This window comes from Cobetia sp. UCD-24C (assembly GCF_001306765.1).
Classification (GTDB): domain Bacteria; phylum Pseudomonadota; class Gammaproteobacteria; order Pseudomonadales; family Halomonadaceae; genus Cobetia; species Cobetia amphilecti.
Genome location: NZ_LJTD01000003.1, coordinates 106702 through 121512 on the forward strand (window position 1 = coordinate 106702; position 14811 = coordinate 121512).

The 14811-nt window shown below is 64.8% G+C and carries 13 protein-coding genes; 6 read left to right on the plus strand and 7 right to left on the minus strand.

The genetic code is table 11. The features are described 5' to 3' along the window. Positions 1 to 34: 34 nt before the first annotated feature. The 4 genes from AOG28_RS04665 to AOG28_RS04680 all read right to left on the minus strand — a co-directional run bounded on the left by AOG28_RS04665 (position 35) and on the right by AOG28_RS04680 (position 4938). Complete coding sequence (locus AOG28_RS04665) at positions 35 to 1219, minus strand: enoyl-CoA hydratase/isomerase family protein (RefSeq protein ID WP_054555503.1); 1185 nt, start codon at positions 1217 to 1219, stop codon at positions 35 to 37. Then, complete coding sequence (locus tag AOG28_RS04670; RefSeq protein ID WP_054555504.1) at positions 1216 to 2034, minus strand: enoyl-CoA hydratase; 819 nt, start codon at positions 2032 to 2034, stop codon at positions 1216 to 1218. Before AOG28_RS04670 ends, AOG28_RS04665 begins: the two co-directional genes overlap by 4 nt. A gap of 53 nt (positions 2035 to 2087) precedes the next feature. Next, positions 2088 to 3254, minus strand: a complete 1167-nt coding sequence (locus AOG28_RS04675) for an acyl-CoA dehydrogenase family protein (RefSeq protein WP_054555505.1) — start codon at positions 3252 to 3254, stop codon at positions 2088 to 2090. 85 nt (positions 3255 to 3339) lie between these two features. Then, positions 3340 to 4938, minus strand: coding sequence for a CoA-acylating methylmalonate-semialdehyde dehydrogenase (locus AOG28_RS04680; RefSeq protein ID WP_082388270.1), 1599 nt, complete (start codon positions 4936 to 4938; stop codon positions 3340 to 3342). A gap of 314 nt (positions 4939 to 5252) precedes the next feature. Here AOG28_RS04680 and AOG28_RS04685 point away from each other — a divergent pair, with 314 nt between their 5' ends. From AOG28_RS04685 to AOG28_RS04695, 3 genes are all read left to right on the plus strand, one after another. Then, positions 5253 to 5774 (plus strand): MerR family transcriptional regulator, encoded by a 522-nt coding sequence (locus AOG28_RS04685; RefSeq protein WP_326998952.1) that lies wholly within the window; start codon positions 5253 to 5255, stop codon positions 5772 to 5774. A gap of 364 nt (positions 5775 to 6138) precedes the next feature. Beyond that, positions 6139 to 7836 (plus strand): AMP-binding protein, encoded by a 1698-nt coding sequence (locus AOG28_RS04690; protein WP_054555713.1) that lies wholly within the window; start codon positions 6139 to 6141, stop codon positions 7834 to 7836. Further along, the gene (locus AOG28_RS04695) at positions 7833 to 8828 is read left to right on the plus strand and encodes an SAM-dependent methyltransferase (protein ID WP_054555506.1); all 996 of its coding nucleotides are present in this window, start codon (positions 7833 to 7835) and stop codon (positions 8826 to 8828) included. Before AOG28_RS04690 ends, AOG28_RS04695 begins: the two co-directional genes overlap by 4 nt. 426 nt (positions 8829 to 9254) lie before the next feature. Here AOG28_RS04695 and AOG28_RS04700 read toward each other — a convergent pair whose 3' ends face one another. From AOG28_RS04700 to AOG28_RS04710, 3 genes are read right to left on the minus strand one after another with little or no spacing between them, the layout of a single operon-like run. Further along, the gene (locus AOG28_RS04700) at positions 9255 to 10217 is read right to left on the minus strand and encodes a biotin-dependent carboxyltransferase family protein (protein WP_054555507.1); all 963 of its coding nucleotides are present in this window, start codon (positions 10215 to 10217) and stop codon (positions 9255 to 9257) included. Beyond that, entirely contained in the window at positions 10214 to 10960 is a 747-nt protein-coding gene (locus AOG28_RS04705) for a 5-oxoprolinase subunit B family protein (RefSeq protein ID WP_054555508.1), read from the minus strand. Before AOG28_RS04705 ends, AOG28_RS04700 begins: the two co-directional genes overlap by 4 nt. Then, positions 10960 to 11727: a 5-oxoprolinase subunit PxpA gene (locus tag AOG28_RS04710; protein WP_054555509.1), complete on the minus strand. Its 768-nt coding sequence runs from the start codon at positions 11725 to 11727 to the stop codon at positions 10960 to 10962. The genes AOG28_RS04705 and AOG28_RS04710 overlap by 1 nt, the downstream gene beginning before the upstream one ends. A gap of 283 nt (positions 11728 to 12010) precedes the next feature. Here AOG28_RS04710 and AOG28_RS04715 point away from each other — a divergent pair, with 283 nt between their 5' ends. The 3 genes from AOG28_RS04715 to AOG28_RS04725 all read left to right on the plus strand — a co-directional run bounded on the left by AOG28_RS04715 (position 12011) and on the right by AOG28_RS04725 (position 14739). After that, entirely contained in the window at positions 12011 to 12451 is a 441-nt protein-coding gene (locus tag AOG28_RS04715; RefSeq protein WP_054555510.1) for a VOC family protein, read from the plus strand. 132 nt (positions 12452 to 12583) lie between these two features. Further along, on the plus strand, positions 12584 to 13495 hold the full coding sequence (locus AOG28_RS04720) for a LysR family transcriptional regulator (protein ID WP_054555511.1): 912 nt from the start codon (positions 12584 to 12586) through the stop codon (positions 13493 to 13495). 224 nt (positions 13496 to 13719) lie between these two features. Then, on the plus strand, positions 13720 to 14739 hold the full coding sequence (locus tag AOG28_RS04725) for a TRAP transporter substrate-binding protein (protein ID WP_054555512.1): 1020 nt from the start codon (positions 13720 to 13722) through the stop codon (positions 14737 to 14739). The last annotated feature ends 72 nt before the right edge of the window (positions 14740 to 14811 follow it).

The window sequence follows — 14811 nt, forward strand, 5'->3', positions numbered from 1 at the left end:
CATGTCCGACCTGCCGCCGTGCTGAACAGCGCGCTTACAGATCCATCAGCGGATGCTCGTCCTCTTCCCACAACGGTGCGAAGAAGCCGTCGATGTATTCCTCGGAGACCTGGGCGATCGAGGCATAGGCCCACTGCGGTTGCTTGTCCTTGTCGATCAGCAGGGCGCGCACCCCTTCGGCAAGCTCGGTGCCCATGCAGCAGCGCACCGACAGGGTCAGCTCGTCGCGGAAGGCCTCCGCCAGCGAGGAGTGGCGATGGCGTGCCAGCATGCGAAATACCAGATGCGGTGAACTGGGGCAGCCGGCCAGCAGGCGCTCGCGGTTGGCGCTCAGCCACGCATTGCAGTCACTGCGCGCCTGGGGGTCATCGATGATTCGCTGGCAGGCCTTCAGCACTTCGCGCCCGGCGACCAGCTGCTGAAGGTGATCGAAGAGCGGCAGCACCTGCCCCGGCGGTGCCAGCTCACGGCACTCGAACTCGCTCAGCACCTGGCTCAGGTGACGCGACGGATGACGGCCGAACTCCCCCTCACACAGCGCCTGCTTGAGCGCCTCGCGCTGCTCATCGGGAATCAGGCGTGTCGCAAGCCCCAGATCCAGCGCATCGCGGGCATTCAGCTGCGCACCGGTCGCGCCGAGATACTCGCCGATGCCACGCGGCAGGCGATTGAGCAGCCAGCTGGCGCCGACATCCGGGTACAGGCCGATGCTGACCTCCGGCATCGCCAGCCGTGAGCTTTCGGTGACCACGCGCTCGCAACCGCCGGCGAACAGCCCCATGCCGCCGCCCATCACGATGCCGCCGCCCCACACCAGCAGCGGCTTGGGGAAGGTATGCAGCCGGTGATCGAGCCGGTATTCCGCGGTGAAGTAGCGCGTGGCGAAGAAATCCTCCAGCGCTTCAAGAGGGTCTGCGCCTTCGCTGGCAGGCGCCGTGGTCATCGCCTGATAGAGCGCCACGATATCGCCACCGGCACACAACGCACGCTCGCCGGCGCCTTCCAGCCACACCATGGCGATGCTGCTGTCCAGCTCCCAGGCATCCAGCTGGGCCTCGATGCGCTCGATCATGGCCAGCGACAGCGCATTCAGCGAGCGCGGCGCATTCAGGCGCATGATACCCAGCTGCTTGCCGTCGCGGGCGCGCCGCGTCTCGAACACCACGGGCGCCTCGACATCGGTCGCGGCCTTGGCGGTGACACCTTCTATCTGGCTCATGAACGCCCTCCTCCCTTCACCTCTTCCTGACGCGAGACCCATTGCGGGGCGCGCTTCTCGAGGAAGGCACTCACGCCCTCCTTCTGGTTGGGGTCATCGAACAGCTCGACGAACAGCTCGCGCTCCATGCGCAGGCCATCGCTCATGCCGCGATGGCGCGACGACATGATCAACGCCTTGCAGCGTGCCACCGCGCTCGGGCTCTGGTTGGCGACGCTCTCGGCGATCGCCAGCGCGCGCTCGAAGCTCTGGCCGGTCTCGACCACCTCTTCCGCCAGCCCGATGCGACCGGCGGTCTCGGCGTCCACCTGTTCACCACACAGGATCATGCGCTTGGCCCAGCCTTCGCCGACCAGCCACGGCAGGTGCTGGGTACCGCCCGCACACGGCAACAGCCCCACCTTGGCCTCCGGCAGCGCCAGCCTGGCCTGACGTTCGACGATGCGCATGTCGCAGGCCAGCGCGCACTCGAGCCCGCCGCCCATCGCGTAGCCGTTGACGGCGGCGATCGTCACGCCCGGGAAGTTGGCCAGCCGCTCGAAGGCCAGCCCGAAGCGACGCGCCATGGTGGCGGCGACGCCCTTGTCACCATCGGCGAAGGTCTTGAGATCGGCGCCGGCGGAGAAGAACTTGTCGCCCTCACCGGTGATCACCACCGCACTCACGCTGCCATCGCCCTCCAGCTCGTCGAGCAGCTGCTCCAGCTCGATCAAGGACGCTTCCGTCCAGGTGTTGGCCGGCGGGTTGTTGATGGTGACCCGGGCGATATGACGATCCTTCTCGAGAACGAGGCATGGCCCTTGACTGGATGACATCATGTAACTCCCTGAAAGATGGTAACCAATGACGAATTGAAGTGGAGGCGGCGTTACGCCAGCGACTCGATCATGCCCGGCGTCAGAAGACGCCGCGCGATGATCAGACGCATGATCTCGTTGGTGCCTTCCAGAATCTGGTGCACACGGGTGTCACGCACCAGTCGCTCCAACGGGTACTCGCGGATATAACCGTAGCCGCCATGCAGCTGGAGTGCCTGATTGCAGACCTCGAAGCCCATGTCGGTGGCGAAGCGCTTGGCCATCGCACAGTGGGCGCTGGCCTCGGCGTCGCCCTCATCGAGCTTGAAGGCCGCCAGCCGCACCAGGGTGCGCGCCGCGGTCAGCTCAGTGGCCATGTCGGCCAGCTTGAACTGCAGGGCCTGGAAATGGGCCAGCTCGCGCCCGAACTGCTTGCGCTCGCCGAGATAATCCCGCGACAGCTCCAGCGCCTTCTGGGCCGCACCCAGTGAGCAGGTGGCGATATTGATGCGGCCGCCATCCAGTGCCTTCATCGCGAAGCGGAAGCCCTCGCCCTCCTCGCCCAGACGATTGGCCGCCGCAACCCGCACGCGATCGAAGCTCACCAGCCGGGTCGGCTGGCTGTTCCAGCCCATCTTGTCTTCCTTCTTGCCGTAGCTGATGCCCTCGGCGTCAGCTGGCACCACGAAGGCAGAGATACCCGCCGCGCCGCTGTCCGGCTCACCTGTGCGCGCCATCACCACCAGCACGTCCGTGGCGCCGGCACCGGAGATGAACATCTTGGAGCCACTCAGGTAGTAGTCATCGCCCTCGCGCTCGGCGCGGGTGCGCAGGCTGGCGGCATCACTGCCGCTGCCCGGCTCGGTCAGGCAGTAGGAGCCGAGCTTGTCGCCCGCCACCATCGCCGGCACCCACTGCTCGCGGCAGCTGTCCGTGGCGAAACTGGCGATCATCCAGCCCACCATGTTGTGGATGGTGATGTAGGCGGTGGTCGAGATGCAGCCGGTCGCCAGCTGCTCGAGAATGATGGAGCTGTCGAGGCGTGGCAGGCCAAGGCCGCCGTGCTCCTCGGGGACGTAAAGCCCCATGAAGCCGGCCTCGCCCGCCTTGCGAAGTGTCTCAATGGGGAAGTGGGCCGTGGCGTCCCACTCGGCGGCATGCGGGGCAAGCTCGGCATCCGCGAAGGCACGCGCCCCCTCCTGGAGGGCACGCTGGTCATCGGTCAGCGAAAAGTTCATGCAGCTGCCTCCTGTTGTCCTTGTTCTGTCGGCCCGGGTCTATCGCCCGGGCCTGTCAAAGCGGCTCAGCGCATCTGAGGAGCCATCAGCGCATTTGAATAGAGAAGTTGGGCTGATTACCCTCGGCCGGCGCATCATCGAACCAGCGCGCTGTCACCGTCTTGGTCTCGGTATAGAAGCGCACCGCCTGCTTGCCATAGGCATGCAGATCGCCGAAGAAGCTGCCGCGCCAGCCGGTGAATGAGAAGAACGGCAGCGGTACCGGAATCGGCACGTTGATGCCGACTTGACCGACCGCGATCTCGTTCTGGAAGCGCCGCGCCGCGCCGCCGGAGCGCGTGAAGATGGAGGTGCCGTTGCCGTAGGGGTTGTTGTTGATCAGCGCGATGGCCTCGGACAGATCCGCCGCCTCCATGCAGCACAGCACCGGCCCGAAGATTTCCTCGCGATAGAGCACCATCTCCGGCGTCACCCTGGAGAACAGGCACGGCCCCAGCCAGTTGCCATCGGGATAGCCCGCCACCGAGACACCACGACCATCCAGCAGCAGCTCGGCGCCTTCCTGCTCGCACTGCTGGATCCAGCCGGTCACGCGCTCCAGCGCCTGCGGCGAGATCAGCGGCCCGTAGCTGGCGCCCTTGTCATCCCAGGCGCCCGGACGCACCTCGGCCAGCGCATCGCGCACCCGCTCGATCAAGGCCTTCGAATCACCGACGAAGACCGCCACCGAGATCGCCATGCAACGCTGACCCGCCGCGCCGACACTGGCACCGACCAGCGCGTTGACCACCTGGTCCGCCGGGGCATCCGGCATGATCACCATGTGATTCTTGGCCCCGGCGAAGCACTGGGCGCGCTTGAGGTTGTCGGTGGCGGTGCGATAGATGTGCTGACCCACCGGTACCGAGCCGACGAAGCTGACGGTGCGCGGCATCTCGTGGGCGAGCAGATGATTGACCTGATCGCGCCCGCCCTGCACCACGGTCAGGATGCCCTCGGGGGCACCCGCTTCCATGAACAGCTCCGCCAGGCGCAGCGTGGTCAGCGGCACCTGCTCGGACGGCTTGAGCACGAAGGCATTGCCACAGGCGATGGACAGCGGGAACATCCACAGCGGTATCATGGCGGGGAAGTTGAACGGCGTGATGCCCAGGCAGACACCCAGCGACTGGGTCACGGAATAGCTGTCGATGCCGGTGGCGACGTTCTCCACCGTCTCGCCCATCAGCAGACTCGGAATATTGGCGGCGTGCTCGACCACCTCGATGCCGCGCCACACATCGCCCTTGGCGTCCTCGAAGGTTTTGCCCAGCTCGTGGGAGATGATCTCGGCCAGCTCGTCATGATGCTGCTTGAGCAGATGCTGATAGCTGAGCATCAGACGGGCACGGGTCGGCACCGGGGTGTTGCGCCAGCGCTGGAAGGCCTGCTCGGCGTGGTCCAGCGCTTCATCCAGCTCATTCAGCGGTGACAGGGGCACGCGGGCGATCTCGCCGTTGGTGGCCGGGTTGGTGACGCTCAGGTGCTGATCGGCGCGACTTTCGACAAACTGACCATTGATCAGCTGAGGCAGCACCAGCGGCGCGCTGTCACCGGCGACCACGGCGCGCAGGCGTGACAGCAGATCCAGTGAACTGGTAGTAGAGGACGCGTCAGTAGAGGGCGTGAGAGACGTCGAAGACATGGCGTGGCATTCCTGTGGCTGTTGTTATTGGGAGGAAGACAGTGTGTCAACAGAGCCGAAGTCGTCAGGCGAGCCGCCTTGCAGAGCCGAAGACGTTCTGCAGAACCAGGCCGTCCTGCAGAAAACGGCAAGCCGAGACTGTGATCTGATTCAACCTAGCATCTGCTTGGTTGGCTGCAAATACTATTACCCTTTACGTTAACGTAAACAATGCTAGTCTGTAGAAAATTCACGGCCAGACGCCGCTGGCACCCACTGCGCCAAGGAGCATTCCCCTCTCCTTGGCGCGCACAGCATCCGGAGCGGCAGCGCCCATGACAGATACGATGATGACCCCAAGTCCTGACCCCAAATCCCGGGCAACGCCTGATGGCACGACGCACGATACCGGTGTGGAGTCCCTGCTGAGCACCACCAGCACCAGCGACGCCATCCGTCCGACCCAGCGCACCTGGAGCATCGGCGAGCTGGCACGGCATTTCGACGTGACCACGCGCACCATCCGCTTCTACGAGCAGGAAGGTCTGCTGCACCCGGAGCGACGCGGTCAGACGCGCGTCTATCGCGACAAGGACCGCGTGCGTCTCAAGCTGACCCTGCGCGGCAAGCGACTGGGCTTCTCGCTGGCCGAGATTCGTGAAGTGGTCGACCTCTACGACGCCGCCGACGGCGGTGGCGAGAAGCAGCTCACCCGCCTGCTTGGCATCCTGAGCGAAAAGCGTGAGGGCCTTGAGCGACAGCTGCGCGATCTCACCGCCATGCAGCGCGAGCTGGATGACGTCGAGACACGTGCCCGCGAAGCCCTCGCCCGCCTGGCCGGCGACAGCGAGTGCTGATTGGAGTCAACAACACTAGAACCCACCCGCGCCAGCAGCAGCTATATAACTGCCGGCTACACAAGTGACAGCGACTAGACTGTCTATAGAGAATCGTCAGTAGAAAACTGACCAGCGCCTCGCGAGTGCGGGCGACAGCAGACTGCCGGAGAGCAGCGCGTCGCCCGCTGATCACGCGACTCATGACAAGACGACAGCACGACCAGACGACAAAAACGAAAAGAACGAAAAGAACGACAACACTGCGTCACCGCCTCCCTGAGGCGGCTCCCCCTGACAAGCCTTGCCTCACCAATAACAACCAAGGACACAGGAAAGCACCATGTCACAGGACGCCATCGCCACACGCCAGCCTGCCAGCGAAATGGCACACGCAAGCCAGTCAGCCAGCTATCTCAGTGCTACCTCCGACACGCCACTGATGGGAGAAACCATCGGGGATTGCCTCGATCGCATCTGCGCGCGCTGGCCCGAGCGCGATGCCCTGATCAGTCGCCATCAGGGACTGCGCTACACCTGGGCCGAACTGCACACAGAGGTCGAGCGCGTGGCGCGCGGCCTGCTGGCGATGGGCATCGAGCGCGGCGACCGCGTCGGCATCTGGGCGCCCAATCGCGCCGAATGGACGCTGATCCAGTACGCCACCGCCAAGATCGGCGTGGTGCTGGTCAATCTCAACCCGAGTTACCGCGGCCATGAACTGGCCTACGCCCTCAAGCAATCCGGCGCGGCGACGCTGATCTTCCAGTCTCGCTTCAAGGCGTCCGACTATGTGGCGATCCTCGAGGAGCTGTTCCCTGAGGCCAGGGAGGCCCGCAGCCGTGATGGCATTCACAATGGCGCGCTGCCGGACCTCAAGCGCCTGATCTGCTTCGAGGCCGAGGACGCCCTGCCCGGCATGCTCAACTGGCAGGATGTGCTCAGCGGTGCCGATAGCGTCTCCGTCGAGACACTCAGCGAGCTGCAGGCCAGTCTGACCTTCGATGACCCGATCAACATCCAGTACACCTCCGGCACCACCGGTGCCCCCAAGGGCGCGACCCTCTCGCATCACAACATCCTCAACAACGGCTTCTTCGTCGCCGAGCGCATGAATCTCAGCGAGCACGACAAACTGGTGATGCCGGTGCCGCTCTATCACTGCTTCGGCATGGTGATGGGCAATCTGGGCTGTCTGACCCACGGCGCCGCCATCGTCTATCCGGAAGCGGGCTTCGATCCGCTGGCCACCCTGCAGGCGGTCAGCGAGGAAGGCGCCACCGCGATGTTCGGCGTGCCGACGATGTTCATCGCCGAACTCGAACACCCGCGCTTTGCCGAATTCGACCTCACCAGCCTGCGCACCGGCACCATGGCCGGTTCCATCTGCCCCATCGAGGTGATGCGCCAGGTCATCGAGCGCATGCACATGCGCGAGGTCACCATCGCCTACGGCATGACCGAGACCAGCCCGGTCAGCCTGCAGACCACGCGTGAGGCGCCGCTGGACAAGCGTGTCTCCACCGTCGGCACCCTGCACCCGCATCTGGAGATCAAGATCATCGACCCTGACAGCGGGCGCGTGGTGCCAGTCGGCGAGAAGGGCGAGCTGTGCACGCGGGGCTACAGCGTGATGCTGGGCTACTGGAACAACCCGGAGGCCACCGCCAAGGCCATCGATGCCGGCCGCTGGATGCATACCGGCGACCTCGCTACGCTGGATGAAGACGGCTACGTGACGATCGTGGGACGTATCAAGGACATGATCATCCGCGGTGGCGAGAACATCTATCCGCGCGAGATCGAGGACTTCCTCTACACCCACCCTGCGGTGTCGGACGTACAGGTGATCGGCGTGCCCGATGAGCGGTATGGCGAGGAAGTGATGGCGTGGGTCAAGCTCAAGGAAGGCGAGCAGCTCGATGAACCGGCGCTCAAGGCGTTCTGTCAGGGACGTATCGCTCACTTCAAGGTGCCGCGCTACATCAAGTTCGTGGAGGAATTCCCGATGACCGTGACCGGCAAGATCCAGAAGTTCAAGATGCGCGAGGCCGCGACGCAAGAACTGGGACTGGCCAGGTGAGCACCTCACGTGAGGAGGAGGATGACGCCCCCGCCACACGCCACCTGAGCAGCGCTCGTCAGCAGGTCGCCCACTATGCGGCGAGCCACCATCATGCGGCCCTCGACGAGGCACTCGAGACGCTGATCGATGCCCACCCGAGCGGCGAACTGCCGATCATGGCACTGGCCGGGCTGGACCAACTGCATCTGGGTGGCGTGACGGGCACTCGCGAGCTGCTGGCCCTCGCCCGGCTGGAACCCCAGTCGCGGGGGCTGGCGATGCTCGAACTCGGCGCCGGCCTTGGCGGGCTGGCACGGCATATTGCCAGCCAGTCGCGTGACACCGGCGCGGGCCACCACATCACCACGCTGGATCTCTCGAGCAGCCTCTGCGAGCTGGCGATCGCCCTCAACCGGGCCACCGGACTGCGCGAGTCGATTCGCGTGCTGGAGGGCGATGCCTGCTACCCCGAGCTGCATCCGGCACTGTCGGGCCGCCGCTTTGATCGCCTCTTCAGCCAGCACCTGCTGGTGCATCTGAGCGACAAGGTCAGCACGCTCAACCAGTGGCATGACTGTCTCGAGCAGGATGGCTATCTCCTGCTGCACGAGCCGGTGCTCAGCGTGCAGGCGCAGGCGTTTGGCGAGCGCCCTGCCCTGCCACTGCCGTGGGCACTGTCACCGCGCGGTGATCAACTGGCCAGTTGCGAGGAGTTGCATGAAGCGATGGCCAGCAGTGGCTTCGAGGTCGATGCCCATGTCGAGCTGACCGATCAGGTGCTGAGCTGGCAGGCGCGGCGCATGCGCGAGAGCACCAGCGAGCAGCCCGGTGCCTACCGCGAGGACGCACCTGCGCCCTCGCCGGCCATGCTGGCCGCCCGCGGCCTGACGCCGGAACTGGTGTTCGGCCCGGCCTTTTCCCAGATGCAACGCAACCTGATGCTGGCCCTGGAAGCCGGCTGGCTGGAGGTTCACCTGTGGCGCCTGCGCAAGCGTCCTGCCCGGCAGTGAAGGGCACGATGAATCAGTAGAACTCACCGCAGGGATGCGGCGAGGAAAAAATTAGGAAACAGCGCTCGCAAATGACTGGCATCCGCCTGCCTCAACCGTTATTCTTGCCAGTACAGTCCCGTTCGGGGGATAAGCCGTTCGTTACCCGTCAGCATGTGAGGGTAATGTGCCCGACATGATGACCGCATTGCTTCGTGTTTCATCGATACCCACGAGTCAGTGCAACGTTTCCCGATGCTCGCGCAACGTTTCTCCGGGAATCTGTTCATCAAGGGCGTGATCTGATCAATCACTCCCAATAGCATCAAAGATTCCCTCACGGGAAAACCGAAAGGGCCTCCACTTGGAGGCCCTTTTTTTGTCTGCGCGCTTTGGTCTAGTCACTCTGGCCTGCAGGCGTCGAGCTGAAAGCTCCGCTGCGGCGCATCACGACTGCCAACCTGCCAGCACCTCGAGGTGATCACGACGCGCCTGACCCGGTGTCACGGCCGCCAGTCGCACCCGGGTGCCCGGCACACATTGCCCGAGCTGTGCACAGGCCAGTGGCGTCAGCGCGCCAAGGCGCGGGTAGCCGCCGATGGTCTGGCGATCATTGAGCAATATGATGGGCTGGCCATCGGCCGGCACCTGCACGGCGCCCAGCGGAATGCCCTCGGACACCATGCCCGCCCCGTCACGCTCCAGACGTGGGCCGGTCAGGCGCACGCCCATGCGATCGGCGCGACCATCCACCGCCCATTCGCTGTTGAAAGCACGATAGAGGCTGTCGCCACTGAACTCGGCGATCTGCGCCCCCACGACCAGCGGCAATTCGAGCGCCTCGCCTTCCCTGGCGGCCAGCGACTGCTGCCATGCCTGTGCCGAGGCCGGCAGCTCGCGCAGCGACAGCTCATTGCTGGCAGCCGTCAGCGCATCACCGCTGGCCAGCGCCCGCCCTTCGCCATCCAGCCCGCCAAGGCCGTCGCGCACCGTACTGGCGGCACTGCCCAGCACCGGGGCGACATCCAGGCCACCGGGGAAGGCCAGATAGGCGCGCAGGCCAGCAACGGGACGCTCGAACTTGAGCTGCTGTCCGCTGGCCACCTCGAAGGCCTGACCCGGCGCGAGCACCTCGCCGTCGAGGGTCGCGGCCAGATCTGCCCCGCACAGCGCCAGGGTGCCGGCCTGTTCGACCTTGAGCAGCAAGCCGCCGCCCATGGTGATCTCGAGCCCCGGCGCATCATGAGCGTTGCCCAGCAGCCAGTTGGCCCAGCCCAGTGACACCCAGTCCGCCGCGCCACCCTGGGTCACGCCCAGATGACGCACGCCCAGACGGCCAGCGTCCTGCACCAGCGCCAGGGCACCACTGCGCTCGACGCGCAGCGTCGTCTTCGTCTTCACGTCGCTCATGCGCGTTCCTCCAGCGGGGTGACATCGCCGCCCAGGCGAACGAATTCCTCTCGGCTCACGGAGACAAAGCGCACGCGATCACCGGGCATGAAACGACTGGACGGTTCACCGGCCTCGTTGCGCCCGAACAGGGTGATGGGCGTACGGCCCAGAATGTTCCAGCCACCGGGTGAGCGGGACGGGTAGATGGCGGCCTGACGGTCGGCGATGCCGACGCTGCCGGGGGCGATCTTCTGGCGCGGCGTCTTGAGGCGCGGTGTGGTCAGCGCCTCTTCCAGCACGCCCATGAAGGCGAAACCGGGCGCGAAGCCGAGGGCGAACACGCAATAGTCATGCGCCCCGTGACGCTCGATCAGTGCCTCGACGCTGATGCCCAGCCGCGCGGCGATCGGCGCCAGCTCCGGCCCGACACTGTCGTCGTACCAGACGGGCACTTCATGCAGCTGGCCCTGCTGGCCACTGCCCGGCGCGAGATCCGCCAGTGCGGCCTGGATGCGGGCACGCGCCTCGCCTTCTTCCAGCGCGGCCACATCGTAGTGCAGCAGCAGCGTGGTGTAGGACGGCACCAGATCGACCAGCGCCGCGCCGAAGGCCTCACGCAGCGCACTGTCAGCGGCCAGCACCCAGGCCATGTTGGATTCCTCGATGCGATCGAACAGCCGGATGATCAGCGAGTCCATGCCGACGGTCTCGAGGCGCAGTTGCGGTGACGTGCCACGGCCGTGGCTGTCAGCCCCCGCCATCAGGCACCCGCCAGCGTATCGAAGGCTTCACGGATGGCGCGCACCGCGGCCACGGACTCGGCGTTGTCACCGTGCACGCACAGCGTATCGGCGGACAGCACCAGGTCACCGCCGCTGCTGTCGGTCAGCGCTTCACCACGCGCCAGCGTCACGGACTGGGCGATGATCACCTCGCTGTCGTGATGCACGGCGCCCGGCTCACGGCGCGACACCAGGTGGCCGCGTGAGTCGTAGGCACGGTCGGCGAAGGCCTCGAACCACAGCGTGATGCCCATTTCGTCGGCCAGCGCCTGCATCGGCGCGGGGTTGGCGGTCGCCATCACCATCAGCGGCAGGCTGGCGTCATAGCGCACCACAGCCTGCATGACGGCACGCAGCAGCGTCGGGTCGGCGGCCATGTCGTTGTAGAGCGCACCATGCGGCTTCACGTACTGGACACGAGTGCCTTCGGCGCGACAGATGCCATCGAGCGCGCCGATCTGATAGAGCAGCATGTCCTCGACTTCGGCAGGCGAACACGCCATCGAGCGACGGCCGAAGCCTTGCAGGTCCGGGTAGGCCGGGTGCGCACCGATGCGCACGTCATGCTTGACCGCCAGACGCACGGTGCGACGCATGATGGTGGGGTCGGAGGCGTGGAAACCACAGGCGATATTGGCGCAGTCGACGAAGGGCATGACCTCTTCATCCAGACCGATCTTCCAGTTGCCGAAGCTTTCGCCCATATCGCAGTTGAGCAGGGGGAGGGAGGGAGCAGAACGGGACATAGCGGAACCTCACAGGTCAGATCTTGTGTGTTGTTATGCCTCCACTTTATGTAAGGGGCCGCCTTGGTATCCAATCGTATTTTATGATTCGTCATATCGGTGAAATCTTTCATCATCTTGCGCCATGAAAGCACCGGCCGTGTATCGCTTGCCCGACAGAGCGCGTCATGCTTCTGTCTTGTGCGAGCCGAGCGGTGACTTCAGGGCCTGTCAGCCCGCCCACCGCTGGTCTGAAGTCATTCTTTGCTCAGCCGAATCCCCCAACAACAACAGGAGTTTCACCATGGCCGTCAGCGACCCGTTCCACCTCGCCATCCAAGTTCGCGATATCGCCGAGGCACGCCGCTTCTATGGCGAGTTTCTGGGCTGCCCCGAGGGCCGCTCGTCCGACAGCTGGGTCGATTTCGACCTCTATGGCCACCAGTTCGTCTGCCACCTGAACCCGGCGCTGGCCGACCCGGCAAGCGCCGTCGCTCAGCACCGCAATCCGGTCGATGGCCATGGCGTGCCGGTGCCGCACTTCGGCGTGGTGCTGGAGATGGACGCCTGGCAGGCACTGGCGGACCGCCTCATCGCCGAGGGCGTCACCTTCGAGATCGAACCCCATATCCGCTTCAAGGGCGAACCCGGCGAACAGGCAACGATGTTCTTCCTCGACCCCACCGGCAATGCACTGGAATTCAAGGCCTTCAAGGACCGCGAGAGCCAGCTGTTTCGCAAATGACGTGAGCGACCCGCGCAAGCGAATGAGCCCGCGCCCGGCCTGACGCGGGCCATGCCCCGAGATGAAAGCTGACGCCCCGCGCCGCATGCGGCAAGATGGGCGGTCTTCACGATTCATCACGGGGCATCTGCCATGTTCGACTTCAAGGAACTCGAGGCCTTCGTCTGGGTGGTCCGGCTTGGCTCGTTCCGCAAGGGCGCGACCAAGCTTCACCTGACCCAGCCCTCCATCTCGGACCGCATCAACCGCCTGGAAGCCACCGTTGGCGAATCCCTGCTGGAACGCGCCACCCGCCCCATCCAGCCCACCCTGCGCGGGCGAGAGTTCTTCGCCCACGCCGAGCGCCTGCTCAGTGGCCGCGACGAAGCCATGCGCCTGTTTCAGGAAGAAGGCGCCTTCTCAGGCACCCTGCGTCTGGGCGTGATCGAGACCATCGCCAACAGCTGGTTCCCTGCCTTCATGCGCCAGCTGGCCGAACGCTATCCCAAGCTGACGCTGGAAATGACCGTCGACATCTCGCCCTCCCTGCATCAGCGTCTGGCCGACAATGATCTCGACATGCTGTTCGCGATGGACAGCGCCGCCATGGGGCCCTACGCCACCCAGACTCCGCTGTGCACCTTCGAGATGGGCATGTTCGCCTCGCCGACCCTCGCCGAGCAGCTGGCCGAGGATGGCGAGCGCTTCGCCTCCACGCCATTCATCTCCTTCAGCAAGCAGGCGCGCCCCTATACCGAGCTGGTCAGCTATCTGTCGGAACAGGGCATCACCCAGCCCAAGGTGCACTGCACCAGCACCCTGATGACCATCCTGCGCATGAGCAGCGAAGGACTCGGCATCGGCGTACTGCCGGTCGCCACGGTGGAGGATGTCATCAGCCACGGCGAACTGGTGCGCCTGCCACTGAAGACCCCATTGCCGCCAATGGTCTATGAAGCCATCTGGCGCAATGCCAACTATCCCGATTTCTGCGCCAGCGTGGCACGCCTCGGCCGCCAGTGTGCCGAGACCTACTCGCAGCAACACGCGCATTCCGATTCCTGATCAGGCCGCCTGCCATGCGCTGAGTCAGGGTTGATCGCGCCCTGCCTCGCATCAGATCAGCGTCAGACCAAGGTCTAACAATATCGTCAAAGGCTTTCATGCGACGACACTGTGAAAGATTTCATCGATACTACGCATCAGAATTAACGATTGGACGGGATGGCCCGTCGCTTGAAGAATGAAATTGTCTGCCGACAACATTCAATAATAATGAGGAACAAGACATGCGTAAGCCCAACGATTCCCTCACTCGCAAGACCCCGACAGTCAAGTCCCTCGCCTGGCTGGCGACAGTGGGTGCCCTGGCCTTCAGTGGCTCGGCACTCGCGGCACAGTGGAACCTCGCCACTCCGTATGGCGATGCCAGCTTCCACACCAAGAACACCAAGCAGTTCGCCGAGGACGTCACCGAGGCCACCGATGGCGAGCTGACCGTGACTGTGCACAGCGGCGGTTCCCTGATCTCCCACGGCGAGATCAAGCCTTCCGTGCGTCGCGGCACCGTCCAGGCCGGTGAGATCTTCCTGTCGATTCTCTCCAACGAATCGCCGGTCTACGAGCTGGACACCCTGCCGGGCGTCGCCTCCAGCTACGAAGAAGCCTTCGCCCTCTGGCAGGCCTCCAAGCCGGACATCACCGAGCTGTTCGCCAAGGAAGGTCTGATGCCGCTGTACGCGGTCGCCTGGCCGGCCCAGGGCATCTACACCGACTTCGACCTGACCGACGTCTCCCAGCTCAAGGGCCTGCGTATCCGCGCACCCAACATCAATACCCAGCGCTTCGTCGAGAACGTCGGCGGCAAGCCCACCGAAACCGAAGAAGCCGACATCCCCACCGCCTTCAGCACCGGCCGTGTCGACGCGATGATCACCTCCAGCTCCACCGGCAAGTCCATGTCGGCCTGGGATTACGTCAAGCACTACAACGACGCCAAGCTGTGGTTGCCGAAGAACATCGTCTTCGTCAACAAGCGCGCCTTCGATCGTCTCGACGAGATCACCCAGCAAGCCGTGCTCGATGCCGCCAAGGCCGCCGAGACCCGCGGCTGGGAAGCCAGCAAGGCCGATGCCGACGAGAGCGCCAAGGTGCTGACCGAGAATGGTTTCACCATCAGCGAGCCTGACGCCAAGCTGGCCGAAGACCTGAAGGCCGCCGGTGACAAGCTGTTCCAGGACTGGAAGTCGCGTGCCGGTGAAGAAGGCCAGCAGCTGCTCGAGCGCTACCGCGCAGACCTGGACGCCTGAGATCCGCTCGCAAGCCCGACTGCCCGGCGCTGAACGCTGGTCACGTCGCTGAGCGCATCGACCGTGCACTGC